Raw genomic sequence first — 20,300 nt, 5'->3', positions numbered from 1 at the left:
CCCCGCACCATGCAAAAAGCATCCTTCAAGCAATCCTTCACCTGGTGGTCGTTCGCCAATCGCGGTGTCGAGCCGGAGGCCCTGCTCGCCGGGGCCGCGAAGATCGGCTACGATGGCGTCGAGTTGATCGACGAAAAATTCTGGCCGCTCGCCCGGCGGCACGGCCTTGCCATCGCCACCACCGGCGGCCACGGAACCATCGAAAACGGCCTCAACCGTCGTGAGAACGCCCCGCGCATCCTCGACGAGTTGCGCGCCAACATCGCCAAAGCCGTGGAGTGGCGCATCCCGGTTCTGATCTGCTTCAGCGGCAACCGTCATGGAAATTCAAATACCGATACTCCTTCCGATGCCGGCGGCCTCGCCGTTGCCGCGGAAACGCTTTCCCGCATTGCGCCCGAAGCCGAAAAGGCTGGCGTGACGCTCGCCGTCGAGTTGCTCAACAGCCGTGTGGATCACGCCGGCTACCAATGCGACCGCACGGCTTGGGGCGTGCGGCTTTGCGAGCAGGTCAACTCGCCGGCGGTGAAACTGCTCTACGACATCTATCACATGCAGGTGATGGAGGGAGACGTTATCCGGACGATCCGGCGCGATCATCGTTGGTTTGCGCACTACCACACGGCAGGCAATCCCGGTCGCGGCCCGCTTGACGATCCCGCGCAGGAACTCAATTACCCGGCGATTTTCCGTGCGATTCGTGAAACCGGCCATGCCGGTTTTGTCGGCCACGAATTTTTCCCGGCGGCCAATCCGCTTGACGATCTCGCCCGAGCCCACGCGCTGGCGCGGGTGTAGTGCGTTTTCAGTTGAAATGTAGCCGTTGTCTTAACGGTAGGGAGGCCTCTCCGAGGCCTCCGAAACCACGCTCCATCTACCTATGAATTTCGCATCTTCACACTACGCACGGCGGAGGCCTCGGAGAGGCCTCCCTACCAGGTATAGTTTGAACTTTGTGTCTCGGTGGTGAACTTACCGTTGGAACTGATACGAGGTCATCTCGACCTTGTATCCAGAACCGGCGCCGAGCGCCGAGGTGGAGCCGCGCAGTCCGGTGGAAGAAACCGGCTCATACGCCACGGCTCGTTCGTAATGGTCGAGATCAGCGTTGATGGCGGGTTCGGGCAGATTGATCACCGGCTCGCCGACACCCAGCGCCAGACGACTGGAACCAACGCCCAGTTCGCCCTGCCGGTTCGCATCGTGCGCCGCCACCAGCACCCAGCCAGGAACCGAGATGCCGCGCAACGTGCCATGCGAAGGACGCACCGGACTAGGTGCGCTGACCGCAACAACCAGCGGCGGCGCTTCTCCACTGCCACCGGGAGCCACCTCAAGCGCCGGAGCGGTGGCGGCGTATTGGGCGGATGCGGCGGCACCGTCCGGGTCTTGCTGCAAGCGGACCACGACCAGCACCAGCGAAGCGGCCACGGCGGCGGCGCTGCCATAAGCCCACCATTGACGACGTTGCCAGAAAGCAGCCGACGACGCGGGCCGTTCGATGCGCCGTTCAGCATCGCGGAGGGCGCGATGCAGGGCAAAGGAAGCCGGGGCGCGGGAGCACTCCGTCTCGAAGAGCGTGGAGCAGCCTCGTTGCAGGCGGCAGTAGTCGTGGTATTCCTCGCGGCGGACTGGATTGCAGTGCAACTCGGCTTCGAGTTCGGCGGCCTCGGACATACTTATCTCGTTATCGAGATACAGGTTGATCAGTTCTTTGAATCTACGGTCTTTCACTTGAAATCTCCTCCCATGGTTGCGCGCAGGTTATCGCGCGCGCGAGCGATGCGGCTTTTGACGGTGCCGACGGATATGCCGAGGATCGTGCCGATCTCTTCATATGACAGGTTCTTGACGTTTCGCAGGATAAGAATTTCGCGGTGCTTGGCGTTGAGTTTTTCCATGCCCGAGGCCACGCGGTCCACGAATTCCTGCGTGACGGTGATGTCGTCTGGACTCTCCACAGGCGCGGCATAAATCTCCGAAAGCGGCGTTTCGTTGTCGGAGCTGACAGGCTGGTCAAACGACACTGTCTTGTCGCGCTTGCGGCGCCACCAATACCAGTAGCGGTTGCGGGCGAGGTTGGTGGCGATCTGGTAAAGCCAGGTCGAAAAGGCGGAGTCGCCGCGGAAATTAACAAGACCCCGGTGGGCGCGAATGAAAGCGTCCTGCGTGACTTCCTCGGCATCCTGATGATTGCGGAGGAGTTGATGGACGACGGCATAAATGCGGTCCCAGTAACGCGATACCATTTCATCGAAGGCCGAGGCATCGCCGTCCTTGAAGCGATCCACCAACATGCGGTCCAGGGCAACTTCTTGAGCTTTGGTCGAAATCATTTGCTCTGCGTTCTGACGCGCCCGTCCGACGATTGTTCCCGGTTTTTCGCGTTCGCCGGTCCGGGAGGACTCGGCGGGCGATGGACTGGGTGGTGGCGGTTGGTCGTTCATGGTGACAGCAGGCAAGGCGGGCGCGGAGTAAAGGCAGGTCCGCCATAGTCAGGCCAACTAAAAAAACGCCGCTCCGGGCATTACCCCGGAGCGGCATTTTCTAAGGAGGGCGGGTCTCCCGACCCGCCAGACGCGGCGCAGCCGCGCCCATCCGGAATTGCGGCGCTTTGCGCCGTCGGCGGGTCGGGAGACCCGCCCTCCTTATAGGGGGCTGTCCACGTAAAGCCGCCTTACTTGGCGGCGAGAAGGGCGTCGATGTTGTCGCTCTCGACGTTGACGTCGGCAAACAGCCAGGACGACAGGTAGCGCTCGGCGGCAGAGGGAATGATCGCAACGATCTTCTTGCCCTTGTTCTCCGGACGCTTGGCGAGTTGGATCGCCGCCCACACGGCCGCGCCGGACGAAATGCCGATGGGAATGCCATCAAGGGTGTTCACTTGCTTGGAAATGGGCCCCGAGTCGTCTTCCTTCACCTGGATGATTTCGTCGATGATCTTGGTGTTGAGCACCGAGGGAATGAAGCCAGCGCCGATGCCCTGAAGCTTGTGCGGGCCGGGGTTGCCACCGGAAAGGACGGGGGAGCCGGCAGGTTCGACGGCGACGAGTTTGACGCCGGGCTTGCGGGATTTGAGCACTTCGCCGACGCCGGTGATGGTGCCGCCGGTGCCGACGCCCGAAACGACAAAATCGACTGCGCCATCGGTGTCGCGCCAGATTTCCTCGGCGGTCGTCTTGCGGTGGATTTCGGGATTGTCGGGATTGGCAAATTGCTGGAGCACGACGCTGTTGGCGATCTGCTTGTTGAGTTCCTCGGCCTTGGCGATGGCGCCCTTCATGCCCTTGCTGCCTTCGGTGAGAACGAGCTTGGCGCCGAGAACTTTCAAGAGCTTGCGGCGTTCGAGCGACATCGTCTCGGGCATGGTGAGGATAAGCTTGAGACCCTTGGCGGCGGCGACAAAGGCGAGCGCAATGCCGGTGTTGCCGGAGGTGGGTTCGATGAGGATCGTGTCCTTGTTGATACGGCCGGATTTCAGGGCCTCGTCGATCATGGCGAAACCGATGCGGTCCTTAACGGAGGAGAGCGGATTAAAGAACTCCAGTTTGAGAAGGATCTCGGCTTGGGCGCCATGAGCGGCGGCGGTGCGGTTGAGGCGGACGAGCGGTGTATTGCCAATCGTCTCGGTGATGTCGTTATAGATGCGAGCCATAGTTTGGTATTTTGGTGAACTTGCCAATGATTAGGCCCATGAGCCTTTATTTGGCAAATGGAAAATTCCGGAAAAAATATCCTGCAACAACCCCCGGCTCTGCGCATGGCCCGCGTGGGCGGCCCACGAACACGCCCGCTGGCACAGGTCGTCAAAATCCATCCTCCCCGTGCGTACGCACCACGCCTGCCGCCGCAGGCGGCGCGTGAAGCGGCGCACGTTGCTGTCGCGCACGCGGATACGCCCGTCAGGAAAGGCCACAAAACCCACAAAATCCACGCCCTGCTCCGTGCGCGAGAGCCGGAACTTGTCCGGATGCACCCGCAGGCGCAGCGTCCTGACGAACTCGCGCACCCGCTGGCCGTGCGCCTTGAGCGCGGCGCGGTCGTCGCCGAAAAGCAAAAAGTCGTCCACGTAGCGCACGTAGCCTTTCACGCGCAACGTCTGCTTCACGAACAGGTCGAGCGGGTGCAGGTGTACGTTGGCCAGAAACTGGCTGGTGAGGTTTCCGATGGGCAAGCCTCGCGGGCGTTGCTCCACGTCGAACAAACCGGCCCCCGCCCGCCATTCCTGCGCCGCGCCGTCGGCATGGCTGGCGAGGATGCGCCCGATGAGTTCGAGCACCCTCGCGTCGTCCACCGCCCGCCCGACCTCGCGCAGGAGCAGCGCGTGGTCGATGTTGGGGAAATATTTTTTGATGTCGCACTTGAGGCAGTAGCGGTGGCGGCGGGTGAACTCGCGGGCGCGGGCGAGCGCGGCGTGGGTGCCCTTGCCGGGGCGGCACGCGAAGGAATCCGCGATGAAACGCGGTTCGAAAATCGGCTCCAGCACGCGCACCAGCGCATGGTGCACCACGCGATCGCGGAACGGCGCGGCGGCCACCTCACGCTCTTTCGGGTCGGTGATCGTGAAGTAATAATACCGGCCCGGCTGCCACGTGCCCGCCAGCAATTCGTCTCGCAGCGTGACGACGGTCTTTTCCAGTTCCGCAAATCCTCGCGCCACCGGCACCTTGCCGCTCCTGCCACGCGACGCGTTTTCGGCGGCGGCAAACAGGTTTTCCAGCGTGATTACCTTCTCGAACAGGTGACGGTGCTTTCGGGGCATGGGGAAGTCCTGATTTTTAAACCACGGAGGACACGGAGGAACACGGAGAAAAGACAGGAAATTGTATTTATTAGAAAATACATCCTTCCCTCGGTTTGAAACTCCGTGTTCCTCCGTGTCCTCCGTGGTTAAATTTCTGTTTTTCAGTCATTAGCGTTCAGTGTTTTTAATCCAGCCGCCGAGCATTTTGCCGCAGCCGGTCAACTGCTCGGCGCTGTATTCGTATTGGCGCGACGTGATGAGGCGGCGGTCTTTCGCCAGCCGCACCAGCCAGCGCAACTTTTCCACCCGCACGTTGACCCGGCGCAGCAACTCCGCCTTCTCCCGCGTGTAGCTCGCCTCCACCAGCAACTCATGGATGTCCAGCGCCGCGTCCGCCAGCCGCGTGCCAAAGATAAACCGCTGGTTTTTCGGAAAGCCGTCCACCCGGTCCAGCAGCCACTTCATGTAGTCATACCAGCGCGCCAGCAACACGGGCTCATTGGCCGATTTCGATGCATTCGACATATTCGGGCTTTTTTTTAATGAACCACGGAGGATACGACGCAGAAAATTTTAACCACGGAGGACACGGAGGGCACGGAGGTTCAAGCCGAGAGAAGTCAGCTTTTATAATTACAAAAACCCTCCTGCCTTTTCTCCGTGTTCCTCCGTGTCCTCCGTGGTTAAAAAGGTTTGGGAAAAAAATCACAGCACCCGGCGGACGATGCCGTTTTTCAAGAGAGGAACATTGAAATTGATCAGGAGCCCCACCTTGCAGCCCGAAAGTTTCAGGTAAGTGAGGAGCTGCGCCTCATGGAGCGGATGCAGGGCCTCCACGGCCTTGAGTTCGACGACGATCTTGCCCTCGACCAGAAGATCGATGCGATAACCGATCTCGATCGGGGTTCCCTTGTAGCTAACCGGAAGCACCCTTTGCTTCTCCAGCCCGACTCCGCGCAGCGCCAGTTCCAGCGCAAGGGCGGCTTCGTAGGCGGATTCAAGCAAGCCCGGACCGAGTTGCTTGTGCACTTCGATGGCCGCGCCGATGATTTTCTCAGTCAATGCTTCCTGTTCAATTTTGGTGTTCATGGATTTTTTTGTTTTTTTAAACCACGGAGGACACGGAGGGCACGGAGGTTCAAGCCGAGGAAAGACAGCTTTTATAATTACAAAAACCTTCCTGCCTTTTCTCCGTGTTCCTCCGTGTCCTCCGTGGTTTAAAAGGTTTGAAGGCTTGAAGGTTTGTTTTCTTGAAAAAAGAAGGCCCGGCCGCGTCGTTGGGCGAGTCGCCTCGCCTACATAGCCGCAGCCGGGCACGGGTGTTATTTGCCCGGAGGCCGGAAGGGGGGCGGACGAGACTTGCGCTTCGTCGCCATGTGTCCCCTCTTTCCTCCGCGCGGGAGCGCCGGGTGCCTTCCTGATAACGGCACGGCGGCGTGAGCGAGCACGGCATTTAATCCGTGCCACACCACACGTCGTTCTGGCCTACCAGGCTGGACGCCTGTTCCGAAGGCTGGACAACGACACGACACGAAAACCGATGTTGTTGTTCTCGTTGGCGGGATCGTTGTTGTTGCGGGCCGAAGAGGCGAGGTTCGTATCGTTATTGTTGAACGAGCCGCCACGCACCCCACGGGCATAAGTGTCCCGGAACCCCCAAGTTTCTTTAACCACGGAGCTTTTTTAAACCACGGAGGACACGGAGGTTCAAGCCGAGAAAAGTCAGCTTTTATAATTACAAAAACCTTCCTGCCTTTTCTCCGTGTTCCTCCGTGTCCTCCGTGGTTAAATTTTTTTTCGACCGGCTTCGCCGGTTTCGGATTCAAAGAACACTGGGGGGCAAGCCCCCCAGTCCCCCCGAAATGGCCCCGCTTTCGCGGGTCCATTCATAAAGGGTAAAAGGGTAAAAGCCTAAAGGGTGCGGCGGCCCCCCTTTCTCATCAAAACGACTCCTAACATCAACACTCCAATTATAGCCGCTATATCATTCGGCTCGGGCACTTGGGGGCCGTCAAGGCTGGACAACGACACGACACGAAAACCGATGGAGTCGAGCACTCGCCGGCGGGAGCGTCGAGGTAGCGGGCCGAAGAGGCGAGGAGCGTAACGTTATATGTCGAACGAGCCGCCACGCACCCCACGGGCAGTTCCGTTTATAAGCGTATCACTCCACTCATAAACGTTGCCCCCCTGCTGGAACGTACCATACGTCGAACCAGCTCCAGTCACATCATCATAATAATCCACATCCGCTATATACGTCCCTCCAGGCATCGCATACCCACCGCTATAGTAATTCGCCGTGGTCTGGTTCAGGGACCCTGTCACCGGATACGTGTGATACGTCCCGTCTCCATTGTAATACGCCGCTTTATACCACTCGTCCTCGCTCGCCACTGCCCAGCCGCTGCTGGCTGCATGGTCCGGATTGATCGTGATACTCGTCGCTCCGTTAAACGTGTACAGCCCGTTCTCCGTGTCCCCGGTCGTCAGCCAATTCGTGAACCGCGCCGCATCGTAAAACGATACGTAATTCACGGCCTTGTTCTCCCACCCGGTCTTCGCCTCGTATTGGCTGCTGCCTGCGTTCCATGTGATGCCACCGTAGCTGGCATTGCTGCCCATGTTGCTGTTGTAGAGCCCAAGCGCGTTGTTCGTGCTGGTCACGCCCACGGCGTTCAAAAACGCCGCATATTGCCCGTTCGTCACCTCATACTTCCCAATCTGATACTCGTAGCTCACCGAACCGAAGCCAGTCGAATCGGCAACGTTGCCAATGTCGCCCACCGTCACGGTCGGCATGGTGATGAGCTGCGATCCTGGAGTTGCGGCGAAGGCCGTTGTCACGGCCCCCAGCGTCATTAACGCTCCCGCGAGGGGAACGAGCAGCGCCCGCCAAAGCGGACCTGCGCTTATCATATCATTATTTTGAATACTCATGACTGTCGTTTGTTGATGATCTTGTTGATGTTGAATCTGCACCGTCACGGATCTGGCCGCGACCGGTTCAGCCTCTCTACTCTGCCTCCCTCCACCTCTTTATCAACCGTTTTATTCAGATATTTTTCGCTTTATACACTACATGTCAGGTGAATCACCTACCTACTATACATATAACAATAAGGCTTTCGCTGTATTATATATTTAGTGCGCGGGGGGGGGGGAGGGACAGGCGGCGCGGCATCCTGCCGGCATCGTGCTGATGGCAAAGTGGCGCGGGCGTCTCGCCCGCTGTAGGGGCGTCGCTTGCGACGCCCGCGCACGCCATTCGATGCCACGTCCTGCATTCGCGGGCTTCGCAAGCGAAGCCCCTACGCGGGGCGCGGGCGTCTCGCCCGCATCAGGTGCCGGACTGGTGCCCGGCGCTCCCGAAGCGGGCGGGACGCCCGCGCCACTTCCCAAACTCTGCGCAACATCAGATTGGATGTTGGACGTTCGGCGTTCGATGTTGGATGTTCGACGCATGAGCCGCCCGCTGCCCAACATCGTGCACCTCGACGCCGACGCGTTTTTCGTGTCGGTCGAGCTGGCGTTGCAGCCTCAGTATCGCGGCAAGAAAGTCGCGGTCGGCGGACGCGAACGCGGCATCATTGCCTCCGCCAGCTACGAGGCGCGCGCCTGCGGAGTTTACACGCCCATGCCCACCGCCCGCGCCCTCAAAATCTGCCCCGACCTCATCCTCCTCCCGCACAAAGGCAGTTACGGCGACGTGTCGCGCCGCATGTTTGACCTCTGCGAAAACCTCACCCCCATCGTCCAGCGCAATTCCATCGATGAAGGCTACCTCGACGTGACGATGTGCGGTTTCAAGACGCAGGATGAAATCGTCGCCGCCATCCGCGACCTGCAAAACCGCATCTGGCAACAACTGCAAATCCCCGTCTCCATGGGCATCGCGACCAACCGCCTTGTTGCCCAAATCGCCTCCAAACTTCGCAAACCCCGCGGCTTCGTCGTCGTGCCGCCCGGCGAAGAAGCCGCCTTCCTCGCCCCGCTCTCCATCGGCAAACTCCCCGGCGTCGGCCAGAAAACGGAGGAAACACTCAACGCCCGCGGCCTGCGTATCGTCAGTGACATTACAACCCTTGCCGCCCGCTGCCTCGCGCCCGGTGCCGGGGCCACCGGCGAACGCGAACTCGCCGCCACGCTCGGCTCCGGCTGGCCCGACCTCGTTGCCGCCGCACGCGGCGAAGACGACCGCCCCGTGCACACCGACCACGAGGACGCCAAAAGCTACTCCAAACAAGAAACATTCCCTGCCGACGTCGGAGATTTCGCCACCATCGAAAGCGTGGCCAAGGGCATGATCGACGAACTCATGCCCGACATCCGCGCCGACGGCAAACGCGTGCGGACCCTTACCGTCAAAGTGCGTTACGGTGACTTCACCCAACGCTCCGCCGCGCACAGCCTGTCCGACGCCACCGACCTTGAAACCCTCTTTTATCCCCACGTTGCCCCGCTCCTCCGCCAAGCCTGGTTGCAGCACCGTCCCCTGCGACTCGTCAGCGTGAAACTCTCCGGCGTCGATGCCGCCGACGGCGTGCAACTCGACATGTTTGCCCGGACCGACGAAAAACGCCGCCAACTCGCTGCCGTCCTCGACAAACTCAACGCCACCGCTGCCAAAGGCTCCCCTCCCCTTGTCCGCCACGGCCACCAACTTCGCCACTGATTCCGGAATGAGGAGGCACCCTTGACGCGGCCAATTTGTAACGTATCATGCATTGCCATGCCAGTCGCTGCATACCGTCCGCTTACCGCCCACGATTACCGGGAACTCCCGGAATACGGACCGCGTTATCAACTCATCGAAGGAGACCTCCACATGGCGCCAGCCCCCAACCGTTTTCACCAAGGAATCCTGATCTTCCTCGCAGGAGAATTTACCATTTATCTTAAACAAAATCAGATCGGCAAAGTCTATGCCGGCCCGTTCGACGTGTATCTGTCCGACCTCAACGTGTATCAACCCGACCTGAGTTATTTTTCCAAGGAACGTTACTGCTACCTGACAGACGAAGGGGCAAACGGCGCGCCCGATTTGGTGGTGGAGATTTTGTCCCCCTCCACATCGAAATACGATCTGGGAGTGAAACGGGATGTTTATGCGCGGACGGGGGTGCTCGAATACTGGATCATCGACCCAATGGCGCGGGTGGTGAAAGTTTACAACCTGGAGGAGAACGCGGACACTCCGGTCGCCACGTTGAGGAGCGGGCGTAAGCTGGCGAGCGCGTTGCTGCCGGGCCTGAGCATCGGAGTGACGGAACTGTTCAACGCGTCGTGACCGGTTGTAGTTGACGGTCCACTACACACGCGATGCGCCTCTGGGAGTGCAGGCCCCAGCCTGGCATTCACCGGTGCCGGTAAGGATGTCGCGGTCTCAGGCTGAGTGGCAACAGTTGCGGGCGAGACGCTCGCGCGCTTATATGCGCAATGGAGGATTCCATGCGCCGCTTGTTTCTTTGTGTTTCTTGTGGCCATTCCTTCCGCCACTTCGCTTGCGGTACAGCCGCTCCGCGTAATTCGTGGTTGGGCTCCCCCAATATAAGCAAAAAAACTGCAACAAAAGCCTGCTCGTGCGTATTTCTCATATTCACCGCGCAAACTAGGAATTTCTCGGGCTTTCCACTTGCGCAGACTGCCCACCGGTCGCAACCCTCCACGAAATCCACGTCCATGCCCAAGCGCACTGATCTGAAGTCCATCCTCATCATTGGTGCCGGTCCCATTGTGATCGGCCAAGCCTGCGAGTTTGATTACTCCGGCACTCAAGCCTGCAAAGCTTTGCGAGAGGAAGGCTACCGCGTCATCCTCGTAAATTCCAACCCGGCCACCATCATGACCGACCCGGAATTTGCCGACGTCACCTACATCGAGCCCCTCACGGTCGAGATGCTCGAAAAGATCATCGAAACCGAAAAACCCTCGGCCCTCCTCCCCACCCTCGGCGGCCAGACCGCGCTCAATCTCTCGATGCAACTGCACGAGAAAGGCATCCTCCAAAAACACGGCGTCGAGATGATCGGCGCCAAACCCGCCGCCATCGCCAAAGGCGAAGACCGCGAACTCTTCAAGCAAGCCATGCTCAAGATCGGCCTCGACGTTGCCCGCTCGCGCACCGTCAAAAGCATGGACGCGGCCCGCGCCGCCGCCGAGGAAATCGGCAACTATCCCCTCATCATCCGACCCTCCTTCACCCTCGGCGGCTCCGGCGGCGGCATCGCCTACAACAAGGAAGAATTCGAGCAAATCGTCGCCAACGGCCTCGACCTCTCCCCCGTCCATGAAGTGCTCGTCGAAGAGTGCCTGCTCGGCTGGAAAGAATACGAGATGGAAGTCATGCGCGACCACAAGGACCAGTGCGTCGTCATCTGCTCCATCGAAAACTTCGACCCCATGGGCGTCCACACCGGCGACTCCATCACCGTCGCCCCCGCCATGACGCTCACCGACAAAGAGTATCAAGTCATGCGCGACGCCTCCTTCGCCGTCATCCGCGAAATCGGCGTCGAAACCGGCGGCTCCAACATCCAGTTTTCCATCGACCCCAAGACAGGTCGCCAGGTTGTCATCGAGATGAACCCCCGCGTCTCCCGCTCCTCCGCCCTCGCCTCCAAAGCCACCGGATTCCCCATCGCCAAGATCGCCGCCAAACTCGCCGTCGGCTACACGCTCGACGAATTGCGCAACGACATCACGCGCCTCACCCCCGCCTCCTTCGAACCCACCATCGACTACGTCGTCACCAAAATCCCGCGCTTCACCTTCGAAAAATTCCCCGGCGCCGACACCATGCTTACCTCCGCCATGAAGTCCGTCGGCGAAGCCATGGCCATCGGACGCACCTTCAAGGAGTCGATGCAAAAGGCGCTCCGCTCCCTCGAAATCGGCGCGCGCGGCTTCGGCGGCGGCGGCAAATACGGCCTCGACGAAGCACCCGACGACAAGCTCATCCGCAGCAAACTCGCCACGCCCAACTTCGAGCGCATCTTTTACATCCGCTACGCCTTCATGGCCGGCTACACCGTGGAACAGATTTTCGACCTCTCGAAAATCGACCCCTGGTTCCTCACCCAACTCCGCGAAATCTACGAACTGGAAACGCAGATCAAAGCCGCGGCTTCGCCGAACATCGAACATCGAACGCCCAACATCCAACATCCAACCGACGGCACTCAAGCCCGGCAGTCGCTCCCGTCCACACTCGCATCCAATTCCGGCACTTCGACGTTGGATGTTGGACGTTCGGCGTTCGACGTTCGGCGCGTAGCGCCGCCCCCCCCCCCCCCCCCCCTCCCTGTCGCGCTCTTCCGCCGCGCCAAGCAATTCGGCTTCTCCGACGTCCAACTCGCGCACTACCTCGGCTCCGACCTCGCCACCGTGCGCGCCGCGCGCAAGGCCGCCGGCATCGGCACCACGTATCGACTTGTGGATACATGCGCCGCCGAGTTCGAGGCGTTCACCCCGTATTATTATTCCAGCTACGGCGACGAAAACGAAGTCCTCCCGCCGACCGGAAAAAAGAAAATCATGATCCTCGGCGGCGGCCCCAACCGCATCGGCCAGGGCATCGAGTTTGACTACTGTTGCGTCCACGCCTCCTTCGCCCTGCGCGAGATCGGCTACGAAAGCGTCATGGTCAACTCCAACCCCGAAACCGTCTCCACCGACTACGACACCTCCGACCGCCTCTACTTCGAACCGCTCACCCTCGAAGACGTCCTCGAAATCTACCAGCAGGAACAGTGCGACGGCGCCATCGTGCAATTCGGCGGACAAACCCCGCTCAACCTCGCCTCCGCCCTCAAGGCCAACGGCGTCAACATCATCGGCACCTCGCCCGAATCCATCGAAATCGCCGAAGACCGCAAACTCTTCGCCGCCATCCTCCACAAGCTCAACCTGCAACAACCCGCCAACCGCACCGCGATGAACGAGACCGAGGCGCTCGTTTTCGCCAAGGAAGTCGGGTTCCCCGTCCTCCTCCGCCCTTCGTTCGTGCTCGGCGGACGCGGCATGTTCATCGTTTACAACGAAGACGAATTCAAGGCCGTCATCCGCCAGGCCTTCGAGGTCATGCCCGACAAGCCCGTGCTCATCGACAAGTTCCTCGAAGACGCCATCGAACTCGACGTCGATTGTATCAGCGACGGCACTACCTCCGTCATCGGCGGCATGTTGGAGCACATCGAGTTCGCTGGCGTGCACTCCGGCGATGCCTCCATGGTCATGCCCCCGCACACCCTCGGGCGCGCCATGCTGGAGACCGTTCGCAAGGCCACGCACGCCCTCGCCCGCGAACTCAACGTCATCGGCCTCATGAACATCCAGTTTGCGATCAAGGACAACGAACTCTACGTCCTTGAGGTCAACCCTCGCGCCTCGCGCACCGTGCCCTTCGTCGCCAAGGCCATCGGCGTGCCCCTCGCCAAACTCGCCGCCAAGATCATGACCGGCCAAAAACTCGCCGACCTTGGCTTCACGCATGAGCAGACGCCCAAGCACTGGTGCGTGAAGGAGGCCGTGTTCCCCTTTGTTCGTTTCCCCGGCTCCACCATCACGCTTGGCCCCGAGATGCGCTCCACCGGCGAGGTGATGGGACTTGATGCCGACCTCGGCGTGGCCTTCGCCAAGGCGCAGGCCGCCGCGCGTCCTCCGCTGCCGACCGGCGGCAACGTGTTTCTCTCCGTCAAGGACAGCGACAAGAAGCGCGCCGTCGATCTCGCCCGCCAGTTGATCAAGCTCGGTTTCACGATTTACTCCACCAGCGGCACCGCGCAGCACCTTGCCGATTGCGGCGTGCCCGTGACGCGCCTTGCCAAGATCGATGAAGGCCGTCCCAACACGATCGACATGATCAAGAACAACCAGATCCAGCTCGTGATCAACACGCCCAGCGGCATGATCCCGCGTCAGGACGAGAACAAGATTCGTTCCGCCGCCTATGCGCACAGTGTGTGTATCATGACGACCATTACAGGCGCCTTCGCCGCGCTCTCCGGCATCAAGGCGCTCAAGAGCCAGCGCATCGGCGTCCGTCCCATCCAGCACTACAAAGGCAACGTCACTCTGGCGTGATCCGTCGCAGGGGGGGGGGGACTTCGCTTGCGAATCCCCTGCCTGCTTCGCCGAAGCAACCGCGAATGGTCGCGAATGAAACGCGAATAACATGACAGGGTTCACTGACGTTACGTATGCTTGGAAAGTGGCGCGGGCGTCTCGCCCGCTGTAGGGGCGTCGCTTGCGACGCCCGCGCACGCCATTTGAGGCCACGTCCTGCATACGCGGGCTTCGCAAGCGAAGCCCCTACGCGTGGCGCGGGCGTCTCGCCCGCAAACGGCGCGGAGCGCCGCCCTGGAACAAGGCTGAGAGGCACATTCCTCAGATGCGGGCGAGACGCCCGCGCCACAATGTTCCACGTAACCTCAGTTATTCGCGTCTATTCGCGTTCATTCGCGGTTACGGTTTGATTTGTTGGCTCACTCCACCTTCGGCATCAAGATTGCTTCGCCCGACAGTGGGCCGGGCATCGTGCCGGCGGGCGAAACCGGGAGCAGATAATAACCAACCGCCTGATCCCAATTTTGCAGGATCACGCCGTTGAATTTCACGGTGCGCTTGATCGTCTTGTTTGGGTTCGCGGGATTCGGGTCGGCCAGTGTGAGGCTGCCGCTAAATTCACCCGTTGCCGGTTTGAGCGTGAGCTTAGGAGTCAACGGCATCGTGGGGTTGCGGATTTTGTTGCCGGTCCAGAGTCCAAAATAAAGCGCGTCGAGATAATATCCCTGCTCGCCCATACCGGTCGCTTCGTTTTCGACAAGCTTGAGTTGCAGGTTGCCGTCCTCTGGCACAAGGCCGAACAGAAGCGCGCCCTTGGCCGGTGGAGCGTAGGCCGCGCCCGTCAGGGTAAGCGGAAGCGGACCGAAGCCGTCCGGGTAACTCTGCACGCCTTTGCTGCTCGTCACTGGAGCGCGAGTCCAAGTGAGATCGCCGGTCGTAATCGAACCAGTTGAAAACCGGTCGGGCAGCGTAATCCAGCCAAGGAACGTCCCGGCAGGCGTGCTCTCCACGGCATAGAGCGGGAAAGTTCCGTCGAACGAAATCGTGGTGCTGCCTTTGAGCGCGGAGGACCCGTCCGCGGGATAGAGAGTCCAGGTGAGTTTTCCGTCGTCCGCCACCTTGAGCGCCGCGGTGGTGTAGCCGGCGGGTTGTAGGGCGGGATTGGATACCGGATTTTCCATTGCCAGGGTGTAGGCGCCGGTCTGGCTGGTGGCGGGGAAGGTTTTTTTATTCCAAGGATTGCGCCATGCGGTGACGGCGGCGGCAGTGCCATTGGCGAGGGACGCAGTGACGCTGGCAACATCGGCGGGGGAACCGACGGGTTGCAGGTAGCCGGTGGCGGCGGTGCCGTCTTGCGGAATCTCCAGGTAAAGCGCGAGCGGCGGATAGCCGCGCGGAGTAACGGTGGTGGCGAGGATCGCGGGGCCGGTCTCGGGGCGGCTCAGGTTGCCGCGGAAGGAGGCGGAGGACTTGGCGATGGTGAGCTTGCCGGTGAACGAACCGGCAGGCGTGCTGGTCAGGGTAAAAGAGGCTCCGAGGTTTTGGTTGAGCGAGGGCGAGCGGTGCACGAAGCCGTTGAATGTGCCGACAGCCGGGGAGGGTTCGATGGTGACAAGCCAGGTGGGGAGCGTGGTCTTGGTTTTGTCGGGCCAGGTGATGGTAAGCGTCACCGGATAGCTGCCGGGAGTGGTGGCGTAGTGGGTGATGAGGCCGGTTTTCTTGTCGTATTTCAGTCCTTTGGGCAGGCCTTTGTAGCTGTAGCTCACACCGCCTTCGGGGACGGAGAGAGCGAGGCCGCGTCCGACTTCGCCGGTGATGGCGATGGCGTTCTCGTCACCGGGACGCGGGGTGACAGTGAGATTGACGGGAGCGAGGATGTGAGCGCCGCCGTTGAGGGATGTGCCGTCGGCGGCATTGACCTGAAGGGTGTAGGCACCGCTGTCGGCGGTGGTGAGGTTTTTGATGGTGAGCCGGGTTGTATTGGCTCCACTGATACGGTTGTCGTTGAGGAGGGGTTTCCCATCGCGGTACCAGGCGAGGTTTTGCAGGCCGGTGCCACTGACAAGCGTCGGGAAAACAAGGGTGGAGCCAGCGGAGGCGGTCATGGATTGCGCAGTCGTTTCATAGACAGTGAGGTTGGCGGCGGCGCTGACGGTGGCGCCGAGAAGATTGCTGACGCGGCAGGTGTAGGAACCGCCGTGCGAGATCGTCGCCGAGGGAATGACGAGGGCGGGGTCATTGGCGGTGGGCGTGGTGGCAACGGGAATGTTCTGGTTATTCTGTCGCCATTGGTAGTGGAGCGTGTGGCCGGTGCCGGTGGTTATGAGAGTGGCGGAGGAGCCGACGGGGACAATGGTGAGGGGGACAGGTTGATCGGGAGCTTTGATAAGAGGTTCGGTGAGCAGGGCACCGGTGAGAGTGAGCTTGGTACCCGTGGCAAGGATACCGATACGTTCGTCGGTGACAGCATCGGTGACGGTAAGGGTCCATTTGCCCTTGGAGAGTTCGCCCCAGTGACGGACGCTGACGAGGGTGGTCTGGACGTTGGCGCCGGTATCCTGACCGTGACGGGGGAGGAAGGTGCTGGTGACGCCGGAGGGCGAGCGAAGCGTGATCGTGAGAGCGCCGCGCTGAGAATGCGTGACCTTGAGTTCCAATTCGACGTGTTCGACGCGGATGTTGGAGCCGGTCTGCGAAAAATCGAAAATCGCCTTGGCGCTGCCTTTGTCGGGCAGGGTGGTGGCGGCGGTGGTGGCAAGCGAACTGGAACCGTAAACGGGATCGTTCGCGGGTTCAGTGGAGAGGTTGACGGGAAGGTTTTGCCAGGCGCGGGCGAGCTTGACGGCCTCGGTGGCATTGACGATGCCGCCGCCCATGCGGTCATCGTGTTTGATGAGCGGGAGAGAGGGCTGGCCGCCGTCGCGCGTCACCCAGTTGGAACCGCCGGTGCGGGTGGAGGTGCGCAGGAGGATTTCCTTCACGTCGCGCCAGCCGAGGTCGGGGTTGGCTTCGAGCATGAGGGCAACGACGCCGGAGACGATGGAGGCAGCGGCGGAGGTGCCGGTGAATCCCGTGGTGTAATCGAGGTCGGCAACTTCGCCGGTTACTTTGCTGGCGAGCGCGTTGTAACCGCGGTCACCGGTGAGGTCGGTAGTGGCAACGCCGGTACCGGCATCGCAGGGCGCGCTGACCACGAGGTGGGGGCCGCCCTGACTGTAGCTGGCGACTTTGCCTTTGTTGTCGGCGGCTCCGACGGGAATGAGGTTGATGCTGCCGGCGGCGACGGGGTTTTTGACGCCGGGGTTGATGAGCTGGTCATTGCCCGAGGCGAAGACGTAGATCGTGCCGGCCCAGTAGCGGCCTTGGCGGACGCCGGTGGCGAGGGCGTCGAAGATGGGTTTATAGGTGGTCCATGCGGGCCACTCGGAGGGTTTTGTCGTGTAGGGGCCCCAACTGTTGTTCTTGACGTGAATCACGTCGTCGAGCGGCGGGTATTTGACGCCGTTTTGTTCAATCATGTCGGCCGCGGGACAATCCCACACGAGAGCCTCGGCAATGAGGGCAGGTGTGCTCTTCTCGTGGCCGAGGACGCGGAGGCGGGTGAGGCTGGAGCGGGGGGCAACACCGGTCAGGCCAAGGGTGTTGTTGCCGCGCGCAGCAGCGAGGCCGGCAACGGGGGTGCCGTGTTTGCCGGCCTCGATGAACTGGTAGTGGGGATTGGCGGCGCGCAGGGAAGCTTCAATGGGGGCGAGCCAGTCTTTGTGTTTGCCGCCAAGGTTTTGTTTGAGGTCGGGGTGATCGCTTTCGGGTGGATACGGCCAGTCGGCGACATCGGTAATGCTCATCTGAATACCATCGTCGACGATGCCAATGCGCACAGGCGTGGCAGGTTCAAGGCCGGAGCCGGAATCGGCGCCGCTGTAGCCCTGATCCCAGACGGACAGGACGTTGATATCGCAACCGGCTTTGCCCCCCTGCTGTCCGTTGTTGTAGAGATGCCACTGACGGGAAAAGAGGGGATCGTTGGGGATGGCTGCGGGCGCGAGGCGCGGCGCAAGCACGGGCATGGCCAGACGCACACCGGGCATTTGCGAAAGCGCGGCGGCGGCGCGGAGCGGCTGGGCAGGGTCGCCGGCGACATCAGCGATGTAGGTGCCGGGTGAATACGTGACGGGCTGAAGGCGGACGAGACCAAGTTCGGCGGCGCGTGCGGAAAGCGCGGCAGGGGCGGGGCTCGTCGAGGTGGAAGCGGAGGAGGGCAAATCCGTTTCGATCCACACCTGCATGGTCACGAGGAGGCGTTGCGACTCACTGCGCGGGGAATCCGCCGGATAAAGGACAAGGTTCGGCTGGGCGGCGGATAAAGCGGCGTCTGCGGGGGCGTGTTCGGAGGCGATTCGAAGCAGCACCGGCAAATCGGCCGCGGGAGAGGTGAGCCGAAGCGTGTTGCCGGGAAGATCGGAGCGCGCCGGCAAATAAAGTTCATCGAGAGCCACGATATAATCGACGCCATCGGCATTGGCCGGCACTCGCCAAACGGTTTCAGGCGGCAGTCCTGCGTAAACCGGCGTGGGATTGGACGGGGCGGGACTGGCGGCGGATAACCGCGACTGATCGGCGGCGGTCACGACAGGCACAAACGACACGGGGGCGAAATTCACCGGACCAATTTCCTCTTCTGCGCCTGCGTCCGAGGCATCTGACGGGACGACGTCCGGACCGGACGAAAAGGCAACCGTCTGACTAGCGAATGGTTGCGTTTTCCATTGCCATGCCAGGAAACCCAAGGCCGCCAGCAACACCACAATAACACCCAACCCGATCTTTCCTCTATTGGTAACCATTTGGCATTTTACCAAAGCCGATCCGGACGAAGATGCACCTCTATTTTATAACCCGGATTTTGCCGTCCGGAGCACGTCGCTCAATACACCCGCCACGCCGACAAAGCCGGCGGCGCGAGTGCCTCGTCGATCACCAAACGCAACCGCCTCGCTCGCACCGGAGCCGCGAGCCGGTCGAGTTTTTTGCGTCCGATCGTCGTGCCGCGCACGATTTCCGTCCACGTTCCCTCCGCCCCGGCGACCTCAGCCTCCACGTGATATGCCGCGATGCGCTGCCCGTTTTGGATCGCCTCCTCCAGACAAATCACGCTCACGGACACCCCTCCTTTTTCTGGAAACTCCATTTCCAGCATGGCCGTTGTAACGCCATCCGGCGCGGCCCAGAACGTATCCGAATTCCCATCACGCACCGACTCTGCAAAATACTCCAACACCGCGCACGGACCGCTCACGCGCTCGGTGTCGGCTGTCACGCGGACGCCCTCCGTCTGCGCCAGGTCTTGCGCGAAAATCCGGTCCAGCTCGCGTCGCATCCCGGTGATCGCCGCGATGTCGTTCTCGTGAAAAAGCCCCTCACGCGTCGGCGGAATGTTGAGCAGCAACAGCCCGTTGCGCCCCACGCTGCGAAAATACAAATCCACCAGATTCTCAACTGACCGCACCTTGCCATCTTCCTCCGCGTGGTAAAACCATCCCGGCCGGATCGACACGTCGCACTCCGCCGGACGCCACACGCGAGGCTCGCGACCCTCGCGATCGGGTGCGTCGCCGCTGCCGAAATGCCGTTTCAGTTCCTCGCGCGCCGCGGCGTCGTTGGCCTGGCAAATCCCCGAGTCGCCCGGAAATCGGACCGTCCGTGGATCGACCGACCCCCAGCACGTTTCGTTGGCAAACCCGCGCTCGTTGCCCACCCAGCGCACGTCGGTTCCCCCGTCGCCAAACGTCACTGCCTTCGGCTGCAATGTTTTCACGATCCCGGAAAACCGATCCCAGTCATATTTCTGTTTTCTCCCGTTCGGCCCCTCGGCGCACGCGCCATCGAACCAAACCTCGTGCAACTCGCCGTAGCGCGTCAGCAACTCGGTCAGTTGCGCGCAATAAAAATCATTGTAGCGCGACGAGTCACCGTAGCACTTCTCGTGACGATCCCACGGCGACAGGTACAACCCGACCTTGAGCCCCTCGGCACGAAACGCGTCCACGAACTCGCGCACCAAATCGCCTTTGCCGTCGCGCCACGGAGACGCCTTCACCGAGTGCCCTGTTGTATCCGTTGGCCAAAGACAAAACCCGTCGTGGTGTTTCGCCGTCAGGATGCCGATCTTGATCCCCGCCTCCCTGGCCACCCGCGCCCACTGGCGGCAGTCGAGCTTTGACGGATTAAAAATCGCCGGCGATTCCGTGCCGTCGCCCCATTCGCGTCCGGTAAACGTGTTCACGCAAATATGCACAAACAGATTGGTCTCGGTGCGCTGCCAGGCAAGTTGCGCAGGTGACGGAATAGGAGCGAAGGGAGGGAGGAGCGACATGGCAGGATGATTTGACGGCCAAAAAACTCAGAAACCACCGACTTCCTCACTTAACAGTCGCTGTGGCAAGACTGCCCAACACTTCCGGAGCGCATTTGCAAAAACACTGGGAAATCA

14 protein-coding genes are annotated in these 20,300 nt (G+C 61.0%); 4 read left to right on the top strand and 10 right to left on the bottom strand.

Annotated features, from left to right (window positions below):
* The first annotated feature begins 9 nt into the window (after positions 1-9).
* The gene (locus OBACDRAFT_RS01850; RefSeq protein ID WP_043582404.1) at positions 10-798 is read left to right on the top strand and encodes a hydroxypyruvate isomerase family protein; all 789 of its coding nucleotides are present in this window, start codon (positions 10-12) and stop codon (positions 796-798) included.
* 174 nt (positions 799-972) lie between these two features.
* On the opposite strand, the gene OBACDRAFT_RS01845 is transcribed toward OBACDRAFT_RS01850, so the two are convergent.
* The 8 genes from OBACDRAFT_RS01845 to OBACDRAFT_RS01815 all read right to left on the bottom strand — a co-directional run bounded on the left by OBACDRAFT_RS01845 (position 973) and on the right by OBACDRAFT_RS01815 (position 7,684).
* Entirely contained in the window at positions 973-1,677 is a 705-nt protein-coding gene (locus OBACDRAFT_RS01845) for a hypothetical protein (protein ID WP_232766536.1), read from the bottom strand.
* Positions 1,678-1,730: 53 nt separating this feature from the next.
* Entirely contained in the window at positions 1,731-2,447 is a 717-nt protein-coding gene (locus OBACDRAFT_RS01840; protein WP_043582402.1) for an RNA polymerase sigma factor, read from the bottom strand.
* A gap of 230 nt (positions 2,448-2,677) precedes the next feature.
* Positions 2,678-3,655 (bottom strand): cysteine synthase A, encoded by a 978-nt coding sequence (gene cysK / locus OBACDRAFT_RS01835; RefSeq protein ID WP_043582401.1) that lies wholly within the window; start codon positions 3,653-3,655, stop codon positions 2,678-2,680.
* A 30-nt stretch (positions 3,656-3,685) separates the two neighbouring features.
* Positions 3,686-4,762: a reverse transcriptase/maturase family protein gene (locus OBACDRAFT_RS01830; RefSeq protein WP_043582400.1), complete on the bottom strand. Its 1,077-nt coding sequence runs from the start codon at positions 4,760-4,762 to the stop codon at positions 3,686-3,688.
* 150 nt (positions 4,763-4,912) lie between these two features.
* A complete protein-coding gene (gene avd, locus OBACDRAFT_RS01825) occupies positions 4,913-5,269 on the bottom strand; it encodes a diversity-generating retroelement protein Avd (RefSeq protein ID WP_043582399.1) in 357 nt (118 codons plus the stop codon).
* 180 nt (positions 5,270-5,449) lie between these two features.
* Entirely contained in the window at positions 5,450-5,833 is a 384-nt protein-coding gene (locus OBACDRAFT_RS01820) for a GxxExxY protein (protein WP_081721756.1), read from the bottom strand.
* A gap of 396 nt (positions 5,834-6,229) precedes the next feature.
* The gene (locus OBACDRAFT_RS31035) at positions 6,230-6,418 is read right to left on the bottom strand and encodes a hypothetical protein (protein ID WP_332835103.1); all 189 of its coding nucleotides are present in this window, start codon (positions 6,416-6,418) and stop codon (positions 6,230-6,232) included.
* A 435-nt stretch (positions 6,419-6,853) separates the two neighbouring features.
* Complete coding sequence (locus OBACDRAFT_RS01815; protein WP_332835102.1) at positions 6,854-7,684, bottom strand: formylglycine-generating enzyme family protein; 831 nt, start codon at positions 7,682-7,684, stop codon at positions 6,854-6,856.
* A 331-nt stretch (positions 7,685-8,015) separates the two neighbouring features.
* Here OBACDRAFT_RS01815 and OBACDRAFT_RS01810 point away from each other — a divergent pair, with 331 nt between their 5' ends.
* The 3 genes from OBACDRAFT_RS01810 to carB all read left to right on the top strand — a co-directional run bounded on the left by OBACDRAFT_RS01810 (position 8,016) and on the right by carB (position 13,828).
* Positions 8,016-9,419 carry a Y-family DNA polymerase gene (locus tag OBACDRAFT_RS01810; RefSeq protein WP_232766534.1) on the top strand — a complete coding sequence of 468 codons (1,404 nt, stop codon included), beginning with the start codon at positions 8,016-8,018 and terminating at the stop codon, positions 9,417-9,419.
* 57 nt (positions 9,420-9,476) lie between these two features.
* Complete coding sequence (locus OBACDRAFT_RS01805; protein ID WP_043582397.1) at positions 9,477-10,034, top strand: Uma2 family endonuclease; 558 nt, start codon at positions 9,477-9,479, stop codon at positions 10,032-10,034.
* 392 nt (positions 10,035-10,426) lie between these two features.
* On the top strand, positions 10,427-13,828 hold the full coding sequence (carB, locus tag OBACDRAFT_RS29150) for a carbamoyl-phosphate synthase large subunit (RefSeq protein ID WP_043582396.1): 3,402 nt from the start codon (positions 10,427-10,429) through the stop codon (positions 13,826-13,828).
* 401 nt (positions 13,829-14,229) lie between these two features.
* Here carB and OBACDRAFT_RS01795 read toward each other — a convergent pair whose 3' ends face one another.
* Positions 14,230-18,471, bottom strand: coding sequence for a S8 family serine peptidase (locus tag OBACDRAFT_RS01795; protein WP_052360844.1), 4,242 nt, complete (start codon positions 18,469-18,471; stop codon positions 14,230-14,232).
* Between the two features lie 263 nt (positions 18,472-18,734).
* Complete coding sequence (locus tag OBACDRAFT_RS01790; RefSeq protein ID WP_043582395.1) at positions 18,735-20,183, bottom strand: alpha-L-fucosidase; 1,449 nt, start codon at positions 20,181-20,183, stop codon at positions 18,735-18,737.
* Positions 20,184-20,300 lie beyond the last annotated feature (117 nt).

The organism is Geminisphaera colitermitum TAV2 (assembly GCF_000171235.2).
In the GTDB taxonomy this organism is placed as follows: domain Bacteria; phylum Verrucomicrobiota; class Verrucomicrobiia; order Opitutales; family Opitutaceae; genus Geminisphaera; species Geminisphaera colitermitum.
This window is presented reverse-complemented; position numbering and strand designations above follow the sequence as displayed.